This window comes from Acinetobacter sp. GXMZU3951 (assembly GCF_054457875.1).
Genome location: NZ_JBTLFO010000009.1, coordinates 40,877 through 61,624, shown reverse-complemented (window position 1 = coordinate 61,624; position 20,748 = coordinate 40,877). Strand labels below are relative to the sequence as shown.

Annotated in this window: 21 protein-coding genes and 2 tRNA genes; 18 read left to right on the top strand and 5 right to left on the bottom strand. The window is 43.9% G+C overall.

What is annotated here, in order from left to right:
* Positions 1–3 precede the first annotated feature (3 nt).
* Positions 4–1,125 carry a bifunctional 3,4-dihydroxy-2-butanone-4-phosphate synthase/GTP cyclohydrolase II gene (gene ribBA, locus ACX17N_RS13550; RefSeq protein WP_458893096.1) on the bottom strand — a complete coding sequence of 374 codons (1,122 nt, stop codon included), beginning with the start codon at positions 1,123–1,125 and terminating at the stop codon, positions 4–6.
* Positions 1,126–1,437: 312 nt separating this feature from the next.
* Positions 1,438–1,860 (bottom strand): Lrp/AsnC family transcriptional regulator, encoded by a 423-nt coding sequence (locus ACX17N_RS13545; protein ID WP_458893095.1) that lies wholly within the window; start codon positions 1,858–1,860, stop codon positions 1,438–1,440.
* 205 nt (positions 1,861–2,065) lie between these two features.
* Between ACX17N_RS13545 and ACX17N_RS13540 the strand changes: the two genes are divergently transcribed.
* From ACX17N_RS13540 to alr, 8 genes are all read left to right on the top strand, one after another.
* Entirely contained in the window at positions 2,066–3,337 is a 1,272-nt protein-coding gene (locus tag ACX17N_RS13540; protein WP_458893094.1) for a Glu/Leu/Phe/Val family dehydrogenase, read from the top strand.
* A 67-nt stretch (positions 3,338–3,404) separates the two neighbouring features.
* A complete protein-coding gene (locus ACX17N_RS13535; protein ID WP_458893093.1) occupies positions 3,405–4,622 on the top strand; it encodes a bifunctional succinylornithine transaminase/acetylornithine transaminase in 1,218 nt (405 codons plus the stop codon).
* Positions 4,623–4,634: 12 nt separating this feature from the next.
* Entirely contained in the window at positions 4,635–5,666 is a 1,032-nt protein-coding gene (astA, locus tag ACX17N_RS13530) for an arginine N-succinyltransferase (RefSeq protein WP_458893092.1), read from the top strand.
* Complete coding sequence (astD, locus tag ACX17N_RS13525; protein ID WP_458893091.1) at positions 5,666–7,135, top strand: succinylglutamate-semialdehyde dehydrogenase; 1,470 nt, start codon at positions 5,666–5,668, stop codon at positions 7,133–7,135. The genes astA and astD overlap by 1 nt, the downstream gene beginning before the upstream one ends.
* 22 nt (positions 7,136–7,157) lie before the next feature.
* Positions 7,158–8,498, top strand: coding sequence for an N-succinylarginine dihydrolase (gene astB / locus ACX17N_RS13520; RefSeq protein WP_458893090.1), 1,341 nt, complete (start codon positions 7,158–7,160; stop codon positions 8,496–8,498).
* A gap of 25 nt (positions 8,499–8,523) precedes the next feature.
* On the top strand, positions 8,524–9,495 hold the full coding sequence (astE, locus tag ACX17N_RS13515) for a succinylglutamate desuccinylase (RefSeq protein ID WP_458893089.1): 972 nt from the start codon (positions 8,524–8,526) through the stop codon (positions 9,493–9,495).
* 446 nt (positions 9,496–9,941) lie between these two features.
* A complete protein-coding gene (locus ACX17N_RS13510; RefSeq protein ID WP_458893088.1) occupies positions 9,942–11,441 on the top strand; it encodes an amino acid permease in 1,500 nt (499 codons plus the stop codon).
* A 60-nt stretch (positions 11,442–11,501) separates the two neighbouring features.
* Positions 11,502–12,728, top strand: a complete 1,227-nt coding sequence (alr, locus tag ACX17N_RS13505) for an alanine racemase (RefSeq protein ID WP_458893087.1) — start codon at positions 11,502–11,504, stop codon at positions 12,726–12,728.
* A 211-nt stretch (positions 12,729–12,939) separates the two neighbouring features.
* On the opposite strand, the gene ACX17N_RS13500 is transcribed toward alr, so the two are convergent.
* Positions 12,940–13,015 (bottom strand) — tRNA-Gly (locus ACX17N_RS13500).
* 42 nt (positions 13,016–13,057) lie between these two features.
* Positions 13,058–13,133: transfer RNA gene (locus ACX17N_RS13495), tRNA-Gly, on the bottom strand.
* 199 nt (positions 13,134–13,332) lie between these two features.
* On the opposite strand from ACX17N_RS13495, the gene ACX17N_RS13490 reads away from it, so the two are divergent.
* From ACX17N_RS13490 to ACX17N_RS13470, 5 genes are all read left to right on the top strand, one after another.
* Positions 13,333–13,641, top strand: a complete 309-nt coding sequence (locus tag ACX17N_RS13490; protein ID WP_458893086.1) for a BolA family protein — start codon at positions 13,333–13,335, stop codon at positions 13,639–13,641.
* 15 nt (positions 13,642–13,656) lie between these two features.
* Positions 13,657–14,046: a SirB2 family protein gene (locus ACX17N_RS13485; RefSeq protein ID WP_458893085.1), complete on the top strand. Its 390-nt coding sequence runs from the start codon at positions 13,657–13,659 to the stop codon at positions 14,044–14,046.
* Positions 14,047–14,129: 83 nt separating this feature from the next.
* Positions 14,130–14,969, top strand: coding sequence for a ParA family protein (locus tag ACX17N_RS13480; protein WP_458893084.1), 840 nt, complete (start codon positions 14,130–14,132; stop codon positions 14,967–14,969).
* A gap of 14 nt (positions 14,970–14,983) precedes the next feature.
* Entirely contained in the window at positions 14,984–15,370 is a 387-nt protein-coding gene (locus tag ACX17N_RS13475; RefSeq protein WP_458893083.1) for a hypothetical protein, read from the top strand.
* A gap of 222 nt (positions 15,371–15,592) precedes the next feature.
* Complete coding sequence (locus tag ACX17N_RS13470) at positions 15,593–16,183, top strand: LysE family translocator (protein WP_458893082.1); 591 nt, start codon at positions 15,593–15,595, stop codon at positions 16,181–16,183.
* Between the two features lie 4 nt (positions 16,184–16,187).
* Here the strand turns inward: ACX17N_RS13470 and ACX17N_RS13465 are convergent, their stop codons facing one another.
* Positions 16,188–16,823, bottom strand: a complete 636-nt coding sequence (locus ACX17N_RS13465; RefSeq protein ID WP_458893081.1) for a DedA family protein — start codon at positions 16,821–16,823, stop codon at positions 16,188–16,190.
* A 189-nt stretch (positions 16,824–17,012) separates the two neighbouring features.
* On the opposite strand from ACX17N_RS13465, the gene ACX17N_RS13460 reads away from it, so the two are divergent.
* The 5 genes from ACX17N_RS13460 (at position 17,013) to ACX17N_RS13440 (ending at position 20,729) form a co-directional block, all read left to right on the top strand.
* Complete coding sequence (locus tag ACX17N_RS13460; RefSeq protein WP_458893080.1) at positions 17,013–17,429, top strand: DoxX family protein; 417 nt, start codon at positions 17,013–17,015, stop codon at positions 17,427–17,429.
* A gap of 189 nt (positions 17,430–17,618) precedes the next feature.
* The gene (gene guaA, locus ACX17N_RS13455) at positions 17,619–19,187 is read left to right on the top strand and encodes a glutamine-hydrolyzing GMP synthase (RefSeq protein WP_458893079.1); all 1,569 of its coding nucleotides are present in this window, start codon (positions 17,619–17,621) and stop codon (positions 19,185–19,187) included.
* A 250-nt stretch (positions 19,188–19,437) separates the two neighbouring features.
* A complete protein-coding gene (locus tag ACX17N_RS13450) occupies positions 19,438–19,968 on the top strand; it encodes a PadR family transcriptional regulator (protein ID WP_458893078.1) in 531 nt (176 codons plus the stop codon).
* Complete coding sequence (locus tag ACX17N_RS13445) at positions 19,937–20,392, top strand: transcriptional repressor (protein WP_458893077.1); 456 nt, start codon at positions 19,937–19,939, stop codon at positions 20,390–20,392. The genes ACX17N_RS13450 and ACX17N_RS13445 overlap by 32 nt, the downstream gene beginning before the upstream one ends.
* A gap of 25 nt (positions 20,393–20,417) precedes the next feature.
* Positions 20,418–20,729: a DUF3861 domain-containing protein gene (locus ACX17N_RS13440; protein ID WP_458893076.1), complete on the top strand. Its 312-nt coding sequence runs from the start codon at positions 20,418–20,420 to the stop codon at positions 20,727–20,729.
* The last annotated feature ends 19 nt before the right edge of the window (positions 20,730–20,748 follow it).

The following is a 20,748-nucleotide window of genomic DNA, read 5'->3' as shown; positions in this document are numbered from 1 at the left end:
CGATTATTTCGTTAATGTTTGTTGAGCGGTGACATATTCCACCACTTCAAGATTAAAACCTGATAGCGCGTTGAAACGAAGCGGTGAACTGAGCAGCTTCATTTTTTCAACACCTAAATCACGTAAAATTTGTGCGCCGACACCAATTGTTTGATATTGCTGTGAAAGCGCAGCACTCGATTTGGTTTTCTTCGGTGCAGTCAAACTGTCGAGCGCAGGACCTAAATCTTGTAAATGGCGTTGACCAATCCACACCAATACACCGCGATCGCTTTGGGCAACTTCTTTTAATGCGCGATCTAAATTCCAAGCGGGTTCGCCATCTTGCTTGTTGAGTTTGAGCAAGTCGCGCGTTGGATTAAAGCCATGCACACGAACCGTGGTCACCCCATGTTTCGGCTCACCTTTGACCAAAGCCAAATGAATGTCTGGGTTGCCAATTTCACGGTAACGATACAGTTCAAAGGCACCATATTCAGTTTGGATGCTTTCTTGACTTAAGCGCTCAACCGTTTGTTCATTGGTCATGCGGTAATGAATGAGATCGGCAATGGTCCCGATTTTAAGACCATGCTTTTCAGCAAAAATTTCTAAATCTGGGCGACGGGCCATGGTGCCGTCTTCTTTGATGATTTCACAAATCACCGATGCGGGTTCTAAACCTGCAATACGCGCCAGATCACAGCCTGCTTCGGTATGACCTGCACGGTGCAGTACACCGCCGGGCTGAGCCATCAATGGGAAAATATGCCCTGGTTGGACAATATCGCTCGGTTTAGCATGTGCCGCAACCGCTGTTTGAATGGTATGTGCACGTTCTGCCGCAGAAATTCCCGTGGTAATGCCTTCCGCTGCTTCAATGGATAGTGTGAAGTTGGTAGCATGTTGCGCGCCATTGGCATCGACCATTAACGGTAAATTCAATTGCTGGCAACGCTCACGACTTAAAGTCAGGCACACTAAACCACGCGCATGCGTGATCATGAAGTTGATGTCTTCTGGGCGCACATGTGTCGCGGCAATGACAAGATCACCTTCATTTTCACGGTCTTCATCATCCATCAGGATGACCATTTTACCTGCACGGATATCTGCTACGAGCTCTTCAACGGTATTGAGCGGCATCAATCTTCACCTTCTATTCATTTGCAAAGCACGCGGGCATTTGCATTTTTAATTGTGGCATAGTCTAACGCTTTTTTAGACAGTTTGCCTATGCTTTTACTTTGCTATACGCCGATTGTTATACACAGCCGCACCCGACTTTAAAAGAGTAGTGGTATTTAAAAATGATCAAACGATAAAACTCATGCGGTCAAAATCGCATGATCGGTGGACTTATATCAACATTCAGGCCGGCTTTGGCTGAATGCCAACAGGGGTTTGAGGACTATGTTCACCCTGTATAAAGCTTTGTTGACACCGGTTAGGTTGTCCTTAGGCCTTATAAGTCGAGAGTAAAATACTGGTTTCGGTGTTGTAAATGCCTGAAATGGTCCGAATACGTTCTAGCGTTTTATCAAAACTTTCCAAATTGTCTGACTTTAATTCGACTAAGAGATCCCATTTACCATTGGTGGTATGCAGGGTATGTACCGAAGGGTCAATTCTGAGCTCTTTCACCACAGCATTGGTTTTGGTGCCTTCGACCATAATATTCATCCACGCTCGGATGCTGTTTTTTTCCGTGCCTGGTTTGGTGCGTACGGTATAGCCCGTAATGATGCCGCTACTTTCTAAATATTCAATGCGTTTTTGTACTGTATTTCTTGAAACCCGAACCTTTTGGGCAATGTCGGTAATTGACATGCGTGCATTGTCACGCAGTAAACCGAGGATTTGGCTGTCAGTATCGTTCATTTTGATTTTGCCTATCACCAGATTGATAAAATTTATTGCATTTTAATCAAAATTACAACTTTTTGGAGTCGTTTTGATTTTTCATACTATAGGGACTGGCTAATACTCCAGTTGGAACAGCACCGAGCTGAGGCGGTGCCCAATTAATAAGGTGTTTCAAATTTAAAATGGATTTGATTCACTCAATTTTCGAAGGGAAAATTCAATGTCTTTGTCATACGAAATGGACAATAGTGGTGCATGGCAGACTTATCTAGCTCAGATTAATCGTGTTGCGCCGTATCTGGAAGAAGACCTCATTCCATTTATCAATACATTAAAGCGTCCAAAGCGCGCACTCATCGTTGATGTGCCGATTGTAATGGACGACGGTTCAATTCAGCACTTCGAAGGTTACCGCGTTCAGCATAACCTATCGCGTGGACCAGGCAAGGGCGGTATTCGTTACCATCCAGATGTCGAGCTGAATGAAGTCATGGCACTCTCAGCGTGGATGACCATTAAAACAGCTGTTCTTAATTTACCATATGGCGGTGCCAAAGGTGGTATTCGTGTAGACCCACGTAAATTGTCTCCGCGTGAACTTGAGCGTTTAACGCGTCGTTTTACCAGCGAAATTAGTCCAATTATTGGCCCTCAAAATGACATCCCAGCGCCAGACGTAGGCACCAATGCCGACATTATGGGTTGGATGATGGATACTTATTCAAGCATTAAAGGTCATACCGTGACGGGTGTTGTGACGGGCAAACCTGTGCATTTGGGTGGTTCTTTGGGTCGTGTACGTGCCACAGGTCGTGGTGTATTCGTGACAGGTTTAGAAGTTGCTAAGAAAATCAACTTGCCACTTAAAGGTAGCCGTGTTGCAGTGCAGGGCTTCGGTAACGTAGGTAGCGAAGCTGCGTACTTGTTCCAAAAAGCCGAAGCTAAAGTGGTGTGTGTACAAGACCATACTGGCACGATCTTTAATAAAGATGGCATCGATATTAAAGCATTACAAGATTACGTCGCGATTCACAAAGGGATTGCGGGTTATCCAGATGCAAGCTTGATTGAAGATGATGCGTTCTGGGCAGTAGAGATGGATATTTTAATCCCTGCAGCGTTAGAAGGTCAGATTACACCTGAACGTGCACAGAAACTTACTGCGAAATTGATCTTGGAAGGTGCAAACGGTCCAACGTATCCAGAAGCAGAAGACATCCTGTTAGAACGCGGCATCATGATTGTGCCTGACGTACTGTGTAATGCGGGCGGTGTAACCGTAAGTTACTTCGAATGGGTACAGGACATGGCGAGCTATTTCTGGACTGAAGAAGAAATTAACGAGCGTTTAGACAAACTCATGATTAAAGCAGTTGAAGACGTTTGGTTTAAAGCCAACGAAAAAGACTGCAGTTTGCGTACCGCAGCGTACATTTTGGCGTGTGAACGCATATTAAAAGCACGTAAAGAGCGCGGAATTTTCCCTGGTTAAGGGGAAATTCTCGTGGCTTAAGTGCCATTGAAACAACAACGTCAGATTTATTAAGGAAGAACATACCATGAGCCAGAATTACCAACCGACACGCCAAGATTTTAATCAATATATGGTGCCAGTGTTCGCGCCAGCGCCATTTATTCCTGTGCGTGGTGAAGGTTCTCGTTTATGGGATCAGCAAGGTAAAGAATATATTGATTTTGCTGGTGGGATTGCAGTAAATGCGCTAGGGCATGCACATCCTGTCGCGGTAAAAGCATTGGTCGAGCAAGGTCAGAAGTTATGGCATATCGGCAATGGCTATACCAATGAGCCTGTTTTAATGCTGGCAAAACAATTGGTTGAAAATACCTTTGCCGATAAAGTGTTCTTCTGTAACTCTGGTGCAGAAGCCAACGAAGCGGCTTTGAAGCTTGCGCGCAAAGTGGGCCTACTTTCAGGCTCAGCGCGCAAGAACAAAATTGTGGCATTTAAAAATGCCTTCCACGGTCGTACCTTATTTACGGTTACGGCCGGTGGTCAACCGAAGTACTCGCAAGATTTCGCCCCTTTACCAGAAGGGATTCACCATCTTCCATTTAATGATTTGGAAGCGGCACGTGCAGCAATTGATGCTGACACTTGCGCCGTGATTGTGGAGCCAATTCAAGGTGAGGGTGGAGTCATTGCGGCTACCGCAGAATTCTTAACGGGTTTACGTGAGTTATGTGACCAGCATGGTGCTGTACTGATTTTTGACGAAGTACAAACTGGTGTGGGTCGTACAGGGGCGTTGTATGCCTACATGAATACTGACGTGACACCAGACATTTTAACCACAGCCAAAGCCTTGGGCGGTGGTTTCCCCATTGGTGCCATGATTACTACAGACAAATATGCCAGCATGTTTGTTGTTGGTGACCACGGAACTACGTATGGCGGTAACCCATTGGCATGTGCGGTCGCGAATGCCGTATTCCAGTTTATTAATACCCCAGAAGTATTGAATGGTGTACGTACCCGCGCGCAATACTTTGTTGATGGTTTAAACCGTTTGAATCAACGTTTTGACTTGTTTGAGCAAGTGCGTGGTCAAGGCTTGTTGATTGGTTGTGTATTAAAAGCTGAATATGCAGGCAAAGCCAAAGACATCGTGACGCTGGCGGGTGAAGAAGGCTTGTTGGCTCTGGTTGCAGGCCCAAATGTCGTTCGCTTTACGCCATCATTAATCATTCCTGAAGCAGATATTGAAGCAGGTCTACAACGTTTTGAACGTGCGCTTGCGCGTTTTGTTGGCGCGTAAAGGCTTCTGCATATGATGATTGTTAGACATGCAGAGTATCGGGATTTAGATGACATCTTTACTCTAGCGGGAAAGTCAGGCGTTGGTCTGACGTCCTTACCGCAAAACAAGGAGATTTTATCGGCTCGAATTGCGCGCACACAAAAGACTTTACACGGTCAAGCTGCACCACATGAGCAAGGGTACTTATTTGTTTTAGAAGATACCCAGTTACAGCGCGTGGTTGGTGTGAGTGCGATTGAAGTGGCAGTGGGTTTGACTGAACCTTTTTATAACTTCCATGTGGGCAAGCAAGTTCATGCCTCGCAGGCTCTGAATGTCTACAAAGCATTAAATACCCTGTTTTTAAGTAATGACCATACCGGGTGTAGTGAGCTGTGTACGCTATTTTTAGATCCTGATTATCGCAAAGATCAAAATGGCAAATTGCTCTCTAAAATCCGCTTCCTCTTTATCGCAGCATTCCAGCAGGCGTTCCAAAGCACCCTGATTGCCGAAATGCGCGGTTATTCGGATGACAATGGTCGTTCACCTTTTTGGGACGCTTTGGGCAACCACTTTTTCAATATGGACTTCGCCACTGCGGACTATCTCAGCGGTATTGGGCAAAAAGTCTTTATTGCGGAGTTGATGCCACGTTTTCCGGTCTACACCGATTTGTTACCGCTTGCAGCACAGCAAGTGATTGCGCAAGTTCATCCGCAAACAGTGCCTGCTTCGCGGGTGTTGGAGTCGGAAGGGCTACGTTACCAAGGTTATGTCGATATTTTTGATGCGGGTCCAACCTTAGAAGCTGAAGTGAAAAACTTACGTGCGGTGAATGAAAGCCAAATCCGCCGCGTAAGTATTGTAGACAGTGTGCCAGTGGGTGGTGAGCGTCATTTGGTCGCCAATGACCAGTATCACGATTATCGTGCCATCTTAATTCAGCATGCTGCGGATGCTGAAAGTTTGAATTTAACGGCTGAGCAAGCGCAGGCACTGGGTGTGCAGGCGGGGCAAAGTATTCGTATGTTGCCTTTAGATAAGGCGGAGCAAAAATAATGTCACAAGGAAATTTATATATTAATGGGACATGGTCTCCTGCGCATGGTGCAGCATGGAACAAACTGGATCCTGTCAGCCAAGAAATTATTTGGCAAGGTGTCGAAGCGACTGCAGCACAAGTTGAACAAGCATGTCAGTCGGCACGTGCTGCATTTGCTGCTTGGGCGCGTCGTCCACTTGCAGAACGTATTGAGGTGATTCAGCGTTTTGCCAGCTTATTAGAACAAAATAAACAACAGTTAGCGGCAGTCATCAGTCGTGAAACCAGCAAACCGATTTGGGAAACTTTAACTGAAGTTCAGTCCATGATTGCTAAAGTGGCGATTTCAATCCGTGCTTATCATGAACGTACGGGCGAAAGCGTGACAGAAATGGCCGATGGCGCAGCATCTTTGCGCCACCGCCCGCATGGCGTACTTGCGGTATTTGGTCCATATAACTTCCCAGGTCACTTGCCAAACGGTCACATTGTACCTGCCTTAATCGCGGGCAATGCCATTGTGTTCAAACCAAGTGAGCTCACGCCGTGGACTGCGGAAGAAACCGTGAAGTTATGGCACGAAGCTGGGTTGCCTGCGGGCGTATTGAACTTGGTGCAGGGTGGTCGTAGCACAGGTGAAGCACTGGCGCAGTCGCATGAAATTGATGGTCTATTGTTCACAGGGAGTGCCAACACGGGTTACCACCTGCACAAACAATTGGCTGGTGCACCTGAGAAAATCCTCGCACTCGAAATGGGCGGCAACAATGCGCTGATTATCGATGACATGAGCGATATCGATGCTGTGGTGAATTTAACCATTCAATCTGCCTTTATTTCGGCAGGTCAGCGTTGTACCTGTGCACGCCGTTTAATTATTAAAAATGGTGCTGCCGGTGATGCCTTCATTCAACGTTTGGTGGAAGTAAGCCGTAATTTGCTGGTGGGACAGTGGGATGCACAGCCACAACCATTTATGGGTGGTGTGATTTCATTGCATGCTGCACAACAGATTTTACAAGCACAACAACGTTTAATCGATTTAGGCGCGCAAGTGTTATTGCCTGTGACTCAAGCAGATCCAAACAGCAGCTTATTAAGCCCTGGACTGTTAGAGGTCACAGGGGTGAATGAAGTTCCAGATGAAGAATATTTTGGTCCTTTGAGCTGTATTTACCGTTATGACCATTTTGATGAAGCCTTAGCCTTAGCCAATGCGACTCGTTTTGGTTTATCGGTAGGCTTAGTTTCTCCAGAACGTGAATTATTTGAACGTTTATTGATTGAAGCCCGCGCAGGGATTGTGAATTGGAATAAGCCGCTTACCGGCGCTTCAAGTGCTGCACCATTTGGTGGTGTAGGTGCATCGGGTAACCATCGTGCTAGTGCGTTCTATGCTGCAGATTATTGCGCATGGCCAATGGCATCGTTGGAAAGTCCTCAGGTAGCTTTACCTGAAAAATTATCGCCAGGCATTGTGCTGTAGTCGACGGATAGGGAGTTTAGAAATGTCAGGCTATGAAATTAATTTTGATGGTTTAGTGGGTCCAACGCATCATTATGCGGGATTGTCATTCGGGAACGAAGCGTCCACTAAAAACCGTAATAATGTCTCTAATCCTAAGTTAGCGGCAAAACAAGGTTTGCTGAAAATGAAAGCTTTGGCAGACATGGGCTTAAAGCAAGGTGTGTTTGCACCGCAAGAACGCCCACATGTGCCAACTTTACGTAAATTGGGCTTCCGTGGCGATGATCACAGTGTGATTGAACAAGCCATGCGTACGTCACCAGAGCTTTTGTCTGCATTAAGTTCAGCTTCATGTATGTGGACTGCTAATGCTGCAACGGTTTCACCTTCGGCAGACAGTGCAGATGGTCGTGTGCATTTTACCGCAGCCAACTTGAACAATAAGTTCCATCGTTCAATTGAACATGAAACTACCTCACGCGTGATGGCTGCCATGTTTAACGATGAGCGTCATTTTGCACACCATGAAGCGTTGCCGCCAGTGGCATTGTTTGGTGATGAAGGTGCAGCTAACCATAATCGTTTGGGCGGTGCTTATGATCAAGCCAGCGTTCAAGTGTTTGTTTATGGTCAGCAATTCATGGGTGGTGGTGTTGGTCCAAAACGCTATCCAGCGCGTCAATCTCTTGAGGCGAGCGAAGCGGTTGCACGTTTGCACCAACTCAAAGCAGAACAGACTGTTTTTGTTCAGCAGCATCCAGATGTGATTGACCAAGGCGTGTTCCACAACGACGTGATTGCGGTGAGTAACCAAAATGTCTTGTTCCATCATCAACATGCATTTTTGAACCAAACAGCAGCTTTGGCAGAAATTCGTGAAAAGATGGCGCGCTTGGGTCAAGAATTCGTCGCGATTGAAGTGCCTGATCAACGTGTTTCTGTCAAAGATGCAGTAAATACCTACTTGTTCAACAGTCAGATTTTGACGCGCACAGATGGTGGCATGAGCATTGTGGTGCCAGAAGAATCTCGTCAAAACCCAGCAGTTTGGGGCTATTTGAATGACATGATTCAAATGGGTACGCCAATTGATGACATTAAAGTTTTCGACTTACGTGAAAGTATGCGTAATGGCGGTGGGCCAGCGTGCTTACGCTTACGTGTAGCGGTGAATGAAGCGGAGTTAAACGCAATCAATCCGAATCTGTTCATGAATGATGCTTTGTTCACACGTTTAAATGCGTGGGTCGATCAACATTACCGTGATGAATTGAGTCAGCAAGATTTGGCTGATCCAAAATTATTAATCGAAAGCCGTACAGCGTTAGATGAATTGACGCAAATTTTAGGCTTGGGTTCGGTGTATCACTTCCAACGTTAATTAGCAGAGCAGGCAGGGAAAGCAAATGATGGATTTTTTAAGTGGTGTTTTAGAGCAAAACCTACCGACAGTGACGCGTGGTGAACAGGACGATTTTAGCTGGGAATGGCTGGCTGAGGGCGTACTTTGTTTTACTCCAAAACATACTTATAGCAAAGCCATCGTGCTTTCCGCAGGTGTACATGGCAATGAAACTGCGCCAATCGAGTTGTTGGCGCAGATCAGCCAGGATATTTTTTCTGGGGCACTGCCATTACAGGTTCGCCTGTTGTTGGTTTTGGGCAATCCTGTCGCGATACGTTCAGGTCAACGCTATGTTGAAAATGATATGAATCGCATGTTCTGTGGTGCACACAAGCAGTTTGCAGTAACCTTTGAAGCCAAGCGTGTTGCTGAATTAGAACAGATCGTGGCAGAGTTTTTCACGGCATGCCCAGCGCAGGTGAAGCGTTATCATTATGATTTGCACACTGCAATTCGTCCCTCTATAATGCCGACCTTCGCGTTATTCCCGTATCAAACCCATGCGTATGATGCGGGCATGTTGGCATGCCTTGAGTCTGCAGAATTGGATGCCTTGGTGTATCACAATGCCGCAGGTCGTACTTTTACCCATTACACCAGTTCAAGATTTCATGCCTCCAGTTCAACCCTCGAACTGGGTCATGCCAAACCTTTTGGTCAAAATGATTTATCGGCTTTTGCCGCCATTAATCAAGTGCTGCGTGCCGTGGTCAGTGAACAGCCTTTGCCGACACGCCACAAACAGCCAATCAAAAGCTTTCGTGTCGTCGAATCAATTATCAAAACTGAAGATGATTTTCAGCTTAATCTTGCCGATTCTGCCCCGAATTTCTCGGTATTTGAATCCAATACAGTGATTGCATTACAACAAGGCAAACCCTATGTAGTTGCACCCGAACAAGTTTGGATTTTATTCCCGAATACCCAAGTGAAAAAAGGCTTAAGAGCCGGCTTGATGTTAACTGAGGTTTAAGTGTGATGATTTGCATCGATTTTATTCAAGATGATGATGGTGGTTTATAGAACTTAAGTCGTTTGATTAGTTTTCAATGGAATTGAATATATGGATATTGAAAAAGATATGTATGCCTTTTTATTACCCAATGATCATAAGTGCGCTTATGACATTGGGTAAACTCGTATTGTGCATTAGCTAAATCATTGATTTTTAACATAAAATTAAGATTGCTAGCATAGGATTTGCAAGCTATGTAGTACTTGCTGTGTATTTGTCTGACAGGTAAATGGCAAGTTTTGAACATAGAAATTAATGTTATTGAAAGATAACAGTAGCTTAATTTTGGATTGGGATTAAAACGGATTTTATTTTAATCGCAGTCCCATATTTACAGTGATTCACTGTAAATTGGAGTAACAAACATGATGTACAGTGATTCACTGTAAATTGGAGTAACAAACATGATGAATGGAAAGAATCTCAATAAGTCGCCAGAAGCCCTTGAGGGTGATTTACTGGGTGGACATCATTACGAGGCGGTTGAGGACGAAAAACTAGAACGCTCACTCAGCAATCGACATATTCAAATGATTGCGATCGGTGGAGCCATCGGTACAGGTCTATTTATGGGTTCGGGGCAAACCATTGCCAACTCTGGAACCTCAGTCATTTTGACTTATATGATCGTTGGTTTTGTCTTATTTTTTGTAATGCGTGCCATGGGAGAGTTATTACTTTCCAACACCAACTATAAGTCATTTGTCGATTTTGCCACCGATTACTTAGGTCCATGGGCGGGCTACTTTTTAGGCTGGACTTACTGGCTCAGTTGGGTCATCACTGCGATTGCCGATATCATCGCAATTGGCGGTTATATGCAGTTCTGGTATCCAGATATACCGGTGTGGTTGCCTGCTTTGGCGACGATCAGTATTTTGACCATTCTGAACTTATTAACCGTCAAAATGTTTGGTGAAACCGAATTCTGGTTTGCCATGATCAAGATTGTTGCGATTGTGGCCTTTTTAATCTTAGGTATAAGCTTGGTGGTCATGGGCTTTACATCACCGAATGGGGTTAAGGCATCAGTTTCGCATTTGACTGATCCAGATGCATTTTTACCGCATGGTGTGACCGGTTTCTTGGCGGGTTTCCAAATGGCGGTGTTTGCCTTCTTGGGGATTGAATTGGTTGGTACAACCGCAGCAGAAACTAAAAATCCTGAAAAATCATTACCGAAAGCCATAAACTCAATTCCTTTGCGCATTCTGTTGTTCTATGTGGGTGCCTTAATCGTCATCATTTGTGTGACCTCTTGGAAGCAAGTTGACCCAGGTCAAAGTCCATTTGTTGCCATGTTCCAACTGGTAGGGCTGACAGCTGCTGCTGCGGTGGTGAACTTTGTGGTCATGACTTCAGCGATGTCTTCGGCAAATAGTGGTATTTTTGCGACCAGCCGTATGTTGTATGGTTTGGCGGTTGAAAAAGATGCACCGCAACGTTTTAAAACCTTGTCCAAAGGCAAAGTACCTGTACAAGCACTGTTGTGTTCGATGATTTGTGTATTTATCGGCACATTGATTTTGTTTGTTACGCCAAATGTCATGTCTGCATTTAATATCGTGACGTCATTGACCTCAATTTTGACCGTGTTTGCCTTTGGTATGATCCTCGCATCGTATTTGGCGTATCGTAAAAAACGTCCTGATTTGCATGCGCAGTCGGTTTATAAAATGCCTGCGGGGATTTTTATGAGCTGGTTCGGGATTGTATTTATGGTGTTTGTGGTCGCGATTCTATGTCTTGATGAATATACGCGTATTTCATTGTTCGTTTCACCATTTTGGTTTATCGGACTATGGATTGCTTATAAGCGCCGTAACCGCAAAAACACAGAGCGTACCTGGATTTTAGAACATGGTCGCCGTGTAGAACATGAAGAAATGCCAGAAAATAATTAATGTAGCGTGAGAGAGGGTATTCTGCCCTCTCTTTTTTATAATCATGAAGAGGGACTTATCTTGAAAAAAGTAACATTATTAACTTGTATGTTGGGGGCAGGGCTGCTGAATATGAGCAGTACCATGGCGGCACCGATGCTGACAGCGCAAATTTCTGCGACTGAAACCACGGCACCGCAAGCCAATGCTTGGATGGAAATTAATGTTCAGTCTTTTGAGCAGAATATTCAGACTTTACAGCAGCAATTGCAGGATAAAAGTCAGATTTGCGCTGTAATGAAAGCTGATGCTTATGGGCATGGTATTCAATTGCTGATGCCGAGCATTATCAAACTAAAAGTACCATGTGTGGGGATTACCAGTAATGCCGAAGCTGCTGTGGTTCGCCAATCGGGTTATCAAGGTCGGATTTTCAGATTACGTACCGCAACCGATAAAGAAATCCAGAATGCAAAATCTCTTCAAATTGAAGAGTTGTTTGGTAACTACGAACAGGCACAGCGCGTGTCGCAATGGGCGAAACAACAAGGCGTGACCATCTCTTATCATTTAGGCTTGAATGCGGGTGGTATGGATCGTAATGGTTTGGAAATGAGCTCGGAAGTCGGTAAACAGCAGGCGTTGAACATGACCAAATTGCCGAACCTAAAACTGGTGGGCATCATGACGCATTATGCGGTTGAAGATGAAAAGTATGTGCGTGAGCATTTGGCAATCTTTAATCAGCAAACAGATTGGCTGATTAAAAAAGCCAAATTAAAACGTGAAGATTTAACCCTGCATACCGCCAATTCATTTGCCACCTTAACCGTGCCAGAGTCACATTTAGATATGGTCCGTGCTGGTGGGGTCATTTATGGCGATAGTATTCCAGACCGCGTGGAATATAAAAAGCTCATGACCTTTAAAACCCAAGTCGCTACTGTAAATGCCTATTTAAAAGGTACAACAGTGGGCTATGACCAAACTTACACTTTAAAGCGTGATTCTTTGTTGGCGAACTTGCCGATGGGCTATTCAGATGGCTACCGCCGTGTGTTTAGTAATAAAGCTTATGTGCTAATTCGCGGACATAAAGTACCGGTGGTGGGGCGTACTTCCATGAATACCACTATGGTGGATGTGACTGATTTTCCTGATATTCGTGCCAGTGATGAAGTGGTACTGTTCGGACAACAGGGCAATCAAAGCGTGAAACAAAGTGATTTGGAAGAATACAATGGTGCACTGCTTGCAGATCTCTACACCGTTTGGGGTAATTCCAATCCTAAAATAGCCGTGCGCTAATCTGACATTTCATTGTTAAAACCAGATTTTGCTCCATGTCTGAAAGTTCAGGCATGGAGCATTTTTGTATGGGTTGATAAGGCGGGTTGAGTTATTTGCCATTTAAGACATGACGGTTGATGCTGTTGAGCAGCGAGTGAAGTCTTGAATGGGGTACATTTTTTGACAGCATAAAAAAACCCTAATCTTTCGACTAGGGCTTTTTAGAATCTGGAGCGGGAAACGAGACTCGAACTCGCGACCCCAACCTTGGCAAGGTTGTGCTCTACCAACTGAGCTATTCCCGCATATTGAGCAGTTTTTGCTAAAACTTACACTAAAAAATGATTTGGAGCGGGAAACGAGACTCGAACTCGCGACCCCAACCTTGGCAAGGTTGTGCTCTACCAACTGAGCTATTCCCGCATGCCGTGTATAATACAGTATGAAAAAATACGGTCAATATGTTTCTGAAAAAACTTGTATCAATTGCATAAAATAAAAGCATTTTATGCCAAATTTTCTAAAAAATCGGGCTTGCAGCGCGAAAAGCAAGTTCAGAATACAAAACCATCGGGCAGAACCGCTATACTGTAAGAAAGTGAAAAGATTAAGGCAGATCATCATGAGCTTAGAATTACAACTTCGAGACCGCTTACAGCAACTGGCTCCGACTTATTTAGAAATCGTGAATGAGTCTTCAGGACATGGCGGCTATTTCCCTGGTAAAGAATCGCATTTTAAAGTGGTCATTGTCAGTGAAGCCTTTGACGGCTTACGTTTAGTGCAACGTCATCAAAAAATCTATGCGGCTGTAGGGGATTTATTGGCACCGAGCCGGATTCATGCTTTAGCAATTCATGCTTTTGTCGAATCGGAGTGGCAGGGACAGGATACCAGCAGTCCAGAATGTGCCCATGCACCTAAAACTTAAGGAAATTGGGTCATTATGGATGCTCAAATGGTATCAATGTTGCATTGGGTTGCAGTGTTCTTCGCTGCTGTAGTGATTTTACTGCGCGCTCGAACCTTGTTTTCAGGAACTGAAGGGAATTTGCCCAACCCTTCTGCCCGAACTGTATTGGTCGCCTTACAACATAGCGCCATGACGCTCTTGGTGGTCACGGGTATCGCCTTATTGGTCATAAAAGATTTTGAGGTACAGTCTTGGTTTTATGCCAAAATTATTCTGTTCTTAGTGCTTTTATCTTCATTAAGCAAGGCGTATATAAAGCAGGATCAAATTGTCTTGGCGCAGCGCCGTGCAGGGCTATTCTTAGCGGTCGTAGCGTTTATCGCCATCTTGGGGTTAGTGATGATTCAGCCAAATTTTGGCTAATTGTCAGACATTTTCTACAGTGATAAAAAAACGATCGATTACACTGCGGATTGACAAGTAATAAAAATTGAGGGAGGGGGAATATGCGGACACGTGTGGTATTTAATCAGAAAGGTGGCGTAGGCAAGTCGAGTATTACAGTGAATTTGGCTGCGATTAGTGCGCATCAGGGATTGAAAACATTGGTGATTGATTTGGATCCACAAGCCAACTCCAGTCAATATTTATTGGGCGATGATGCGACGTATTCGGTCGATAAACCTGCACTCGAACCCAATATTGAAAATTATTTTGAAGAAGTGCTGGGCTCAGTACAAAGCAAGGCAGGACTATTGGGCAATGCTATCGGATCTTTACTGAAAAATCGTGCCAAAGGTCTGGAAAGTTATGTGCATCAAACCCCGTTTAAACAGTTGGATGTGATTCCGGCAAGTCCGAGTCTGGGTGCTTTGGCTTATGCTTTGGAAGCCAAACATAAAATCTATAAATTGCGCGATGCTTTAAAGTTGCTGGAAGGTAAATATGACCGCGTGTACATTGATACCCCGCCAGCATTTAACTTCTTTACCTTGTCGGCATTGATTGCTGCAGATCGCGTGCTAATTCCGTTTGATTGTGATGTGTTTTCTAAGCGTGCCTTACAAAGCCTAATTGAAAATGTGATTGAAACCCAAGATGACCACAATGATCAGCTTGAGATTGAAGGCATTGTGGTGAATCAATATCAGGCACAAGCCAAGTTGCCGCGAGAAGTGGTACAACAGTTGAAAGATGAAGGTCTGCCTGTATTGGAAAATATGTTGCCACCTTCAGTCCTGATGAAAGAATCCCATCATCAAAATCAACCTTTAATTCATTTGGCGAAAGATCACAAATTGACGCAGGCCTATCTTTCATTGTTCAATGAAATTGAGCAAAAATAAGATTGAGAAAAGTTATGAAAAAAATTGCTTTGTCTATGCTTGCTGCGAGTAGTGTATTGCTGACAGCATGTGCGACTACAGTAAAGCCGACCTATGTTTCGCCGACACAATACCAGTCTTTAAACTGTCAACAATTACAGGCAGAGTATGACCGTATTCAACAATATTTAGATCAGGGCGTGTCGACAGCAAAACGTACTGGAGTCGGGGTCGATGTTGGATTGGGTGGTGGTTGGAGCAGTGGTGGCGGTTGGGGCTTTGGTCCGAGTGTTTCTTTAAATATGGGGCAATCTTCAAACACCAAAAAAACTGAAATTTCACGTTTAATGGGGCAGCAAGAAGCCGTAGTGCAAGCCGCCCAGTTTAAAAACTGTCCTATTCAGGTCGTGAATCAATCATAATCTACGAGTATTTTTCACTCTGTCTGCTGGCTTTTGGTCGGATAGAGTGAGAAATATTTTTCAAAATATTTCAATAAAAATATAATTTAAACAGTGTTTTAGTGTTTTTTATAGGATTGAATTAAACCTATCGGTTCTCAATGGGGAGTGGGTTTGGCTTGTTCTGCAGGGCAGCTTTCATATAAGGTGTGCAACACTTTGGGTGTGGAATGATAGGTTTTTATGATTGAGAGTTGGCTATTTGTATTTGCGATGATTGCGGTGTTTCTCATTCCGGGACCCACGAACGCATTACTGGCAAGCTCTGCACATCAACAAGGGGTACTTAAAGCCAGTCTGCTTATTCCTGCGGAGTTACTGGGCTATATTTATGCGATTAGTCTTTGGTCGCTGTTCATTCATTTGACTAGTCCTGTTTGGCCGCATTTAATTACCTTACTGCATGTCCTCAGTGCCTTGTACGTGTTTTGGATGGCATTCCATTTATGGAAGTCGGTACATCTGGCATCCCATAATCAGAAGCATCCCTATATTCGTCCACACCAATTATTTGTCTCGACCTTGAAAAACCCTAAAGCCTTGCTTTTTGCCGCAGGTATTCTGCCGCCTGAAATGTGGAATAGTGCGTTGAGTGCAGGTTTGGTATTTCTGCTGTTTGCCTTAATTTTGATTCCTGCGGCTTTATTTTGGATGGTGTTTGGAAAAGCCCTTTTGGCGGGAAATTTAAAGCAAATAAAAGCCGATCATTTATATAAAGGATCGGCAATGTTATTGATTGTTTGTATGTTACCTGTGGTCATTCGCTTCTTTTAAAGCATCATTTTCCTTTTTGGGAAAGCTTTTGTCGTACAAAACCAATAATCCCAGGTAGCACACTAATAATAATAATGCCAAAGATTAGATGCGTGAAGTTGTCTTTTACAACTGGCATATTGCCAAATAAATAACCCAAGGTAATAAAAGACGCGATCCAGCAAAACGCCCCAATCACATTATAGCTTAAGAAAAATTTATAGTTCATTTGTCCTGCACCCGCCACAAATGGGGCAAAAGTACGAGCAAAAGGCACGAATCGGGCAAAAATAATGGTTTTGCCGCCATGTTTTTCAAAGAATTTTTGCGTATTAATCAGGTGCTGTTTATTAATAAAGCGTGAATCAATTTCAAATACGCGAGGTCCAATATATTTTCCGATGTGATAGTTTAAGGTGTCGCCTAAAACCGCAGCAATAAACAGTAAAACACCCAATGCCCAAGGGTCCATTGCACCTGTCGATGCCGCCAAGGCACCTGCCGCAAATAGCAAACTGTCGCCAGGTAAAAATGGCATGACCACCAAACCGGTTTCGACAAAAATAATTAAAAATAAAATAGCGTAAATCCATACCCCATAATTTGTAATAAATTCGAGTAAATGGTCATCTACGTGTAAAATAAAATCAATGAGGTCCATGGGGTAAAACATCGCGAAAATGTAGCCAAATCCTAGCAGTCCATATAGGGAAAGTCAGTACTAAAACGTAATTAATTTGCCAGATTATCGTTCCATATTTAAAACGATAAGTCTGAATAATGGATATTTATTCTATTATCAACAAAAACTAAGCTGTGCCTATCCACAAGATTAAGAAAAGGTTCAATTATGTTTAATCCCAATGTTGTTGTGAAAAATATCGTGGCTCAACCTACGCTCGACAGTCTCTTCAGTTTGATTGCCCGTGTGTTATTGGCGTATATCTTTTTGGTTGCAGGCTGGGGCAAATTGACGGCCTATAGTGCGACGGTGGGTTATATGGAAGCCATGGGAGTACCGGGCGCATTATTGCCACTCACCATCTTGGTTGAGTTTGGTGGCGGCTTGGCGCTGTTATTGGGTTTTCAAGCCCGTTTTGCCGCACTCGGCCTAGGTGTGTTTAGTCTTATTACTGCATTCATTTTCCACGGCGGTGCTGAAGATGCGATTAACTTTATGAAAAACTTTGCCATGGCAGGTGGCTTATTTTTCTTGATGCTGCATGGTGCGGGCAAATTCAGTCTAGATGCTCTACTTGAAAAATAATAGCTCTCATGATTGCTAGAGGGACAGTTGTATCCAGTGCTACACAAAAAGCACCGAAGCGTTCGGTGCTTTTTATTTAAGTATTTGTTTTATATTTTTATTTATTGGTTGTCCAAATAGTGTGCTTAATAACTGGAAAAATGCTAGAATATGGCGCTTATATTCGTTTGCCTATCATAGTTGTTTGTCATGACTACCAATTCTCAAATTACTGAAGATCGTATCCTTATTTTGGATTTCGGCTCTCAATATAGTCAGCTTATTGCACGTCGCGTACGCGAGGCGGGTGTATATTCTGAAATGTATGCCTACGACATGTCTGAAGAAGACATCCGTGCATTTAATCCAAACGGTATTATTTTATCGGGTGGACCTGAAAGTGTTCATGTTGAAGGGAGCCCACGCGCACCGCAAGTGGTTTTTGAATTAGGCGTGCCAGTACTGGGAATCTGCTATGGTTTCCAAACCATGTCTGAACAGCTAGGCGGTAAGGTTGAAGCGGGTACAGTACATGAATTCGGTTATGCTGAAGTTGATATTCAGCAGCGCGACCATTTAATTGGCCAGCTTCAAGACCGCGAAAACCAATTACACGTGTGGATGAGCCACGGTGACAAAGTAAGCCGTTTACCGGAAGGTTTCTCAACGACGGCAAGCACACCAAGCTGTCCATTTGCTGCGGCGTCTGATGAAAGCCGTCGTTTCTACGGCGTACAGTTCCATCCAGAAGTTACGCACACAGCAAAAGGTGCAGAGTTATTGTCTAACTTTGTTCACAAAATTTGTGGTTGTGGCGGTTTGTGGACACCAGAACACATTATCGACCTACGTGTAGAACAACTTCGCCAACAAATTGGTGATGAAAAAGTGCTACTCGGTTTGTCGGGTGGTGTGGATTCATCTGTTGTGGCTGCGCTTTTACATAAAGCGATTGGCGATCAGTTAACTTGCGTATTTGTAGACAACGGTTTACTTCGTTTAAACGAAGGCGATCAAGTGATGCAAATGTTTGCAGACAACATGGGTATCCGTGTGATCCGTGCCGATGCTGAAGAGCGTTTCTTGACTGCGTTGGCGGGTGAAGTTGATCCTGAGAAAAAACGTAAGATCATTGGTCGCGAGTTCATTGAAGTTTTTGCTGAAGAAGCACGTAAACTTGATGGCGTGAAATTCTTGGCGCAAGGCACAATTTACCCAGACGTAATTGAATCTGCTGCGAGCAAACAAGGTAAAGCACACGTGATTAAATCACACCACAATGTGGGTGGTTTACCAGAAGATTTAGCCTTTGACTTGGTTGAACCGTTACGTGACTTGTTTAAAGATGAAGTGCGTAAATTGGGTACCACGTTAGGTTTACCACACAGCATGATCTATCGTCATCCATTCCCAGGTCCAGGTTTGGGCGTGCGTATTTTGGGTGAAGTGAAAAAAGAATATGCCGATATTCTTCGTCTTGCTGATGACATCTTCATGCAAGAATTGCGTGCAAGCGGTTGGTATGACAAAACTGCGCAAGCCTTTGCGGTATTCCAACCTGTGAAATCTGTGGGTGTAGTGGGTGATGGCCGCCGTTATGCATGGGTAGTTGCACTTCGTGCCGTTGAAACTGTGGACTTTATGACTGCACGTTTCGCACACTTACCGTATGAGTTGGTCGACAAGATCTCTACGCGTATTATGAATGAAATTAAAGATGTTTCACGTGTTGTTTATGACGTGTCATCTAAGCCACCAGCAACGATTGAGTGGGAGTAATTCAGGGATTTCAAGAAGCGAAGCTTCTTGCCTGAATTACGCCAAGAGCTGTGCTCGCGGCAGAATAGAATGATTTAAAAAAGGACGCGTCAGCGTCCTTTTTTATTGCTTAATTTTTTTGTTCTGAACAAAAAATAACGTCCATCAAAAGTCAGGATCTTTAAGGTATCCACAAGAACAGTTGTTGCTTTAAGATATATAAAGATATATCTTAATAATTATAAATTCACCATTAAAGCGAGCAATCATTATGAAACATGGTTCTCATCATGACTACGAGTTGTACTCCCATCATTCAGAACGCCCGCATGGCGGACGTCGTGGTCGCTTATTTGAAGCAGGGCGGATGAAGCTGCTGGTTTTGTATCTGATTGCCCAAGCTCCTAAACATGGCTATGAACTGATTAAAGACATTAGCGAGTTAGTCGGTGGGGGCTATAGTCCGAGTGCAGGTACCATTTATCCAACGCTGACCTATCTTGAAGACATGGGTTTTGTGCAGGTTAAGCTCACAGATGGGGAGCGTAAGCAGTTTTATATTACTGAGACTGGGCAAGGACATCTGAATGAACAGCAAACCGTGATTCAGCAGCTATTAGAGAAATTAGAAACCAAGCGAGAAATACAAACGCAAGATGAATTGCTAGATATTCATCGTGCTATGGAAAATCTAAAAACATCTCTACGCTTAAAGTTACATACCAAGTCGGTCGATGCAGAAACGGTCAGACGTATTGCAGAACAGATTGATGCTGCGGCAGTCGCCATCAGCCGACTTTAAGGATATCAAGCCAGATATGCAAAGTCAGGAATTATTGAAACAGGCACATTTAAAAGTCTCTTTAGCCCGATGCTCAGTTTTGCAGCAATTACTAGATGCCACAACAGCCTGTAGTGCTGAGCAATTGTATTTGCAACTACAACAGCAAGAGAGTGGCTTAAGTTTGGCCACAGTATACCGAGTGCTGACCGAGTTAGAGCAGGCAAAGCTGATCCAGCGACAATATCATCAGCGTGCCAAAGCCAGTTTTGTGATACGGCAACAACGGACGCCATTTCAAATCTTACATGTGCAAAATGGGCAAGTAGAGACATTTGAACATCAAGATTTATCCAACTATTTGAATCAGTTGGCTGATGTCATGCAACAGCAGCTGATCAAAGTTGAGCTCATCTTACATGTACAACCCAAAGTTGAGTTTTAAATTGATTCATTTAAAGGACTGTAAAATGAAACAGCACCAATATCATATTACGCTCGAACATCTTTGCGATGCCAAAGGGCAAGCTTCTACTTATACCGAAAAATTAGCGTTTAATGTTGGTAATCATGACGATATTCTGGCGATTGTTGCACGTATGCAGCAAGCTCAATTATTTGATGCGGAAGCTACGGCAGCTTTTGCGGTAGGCTTAAAGTTATTTGGGGAAACGCTACTGGAAAATCGCCAACATCCATTATTTCAACAATTTTTGCCGCAGTTTGGGCAGTTTATGAAGCATTTAAAACAGACATTGGCAGAACAGTCCACCCCGCAGTAACCGATGGGTTGATTATGTG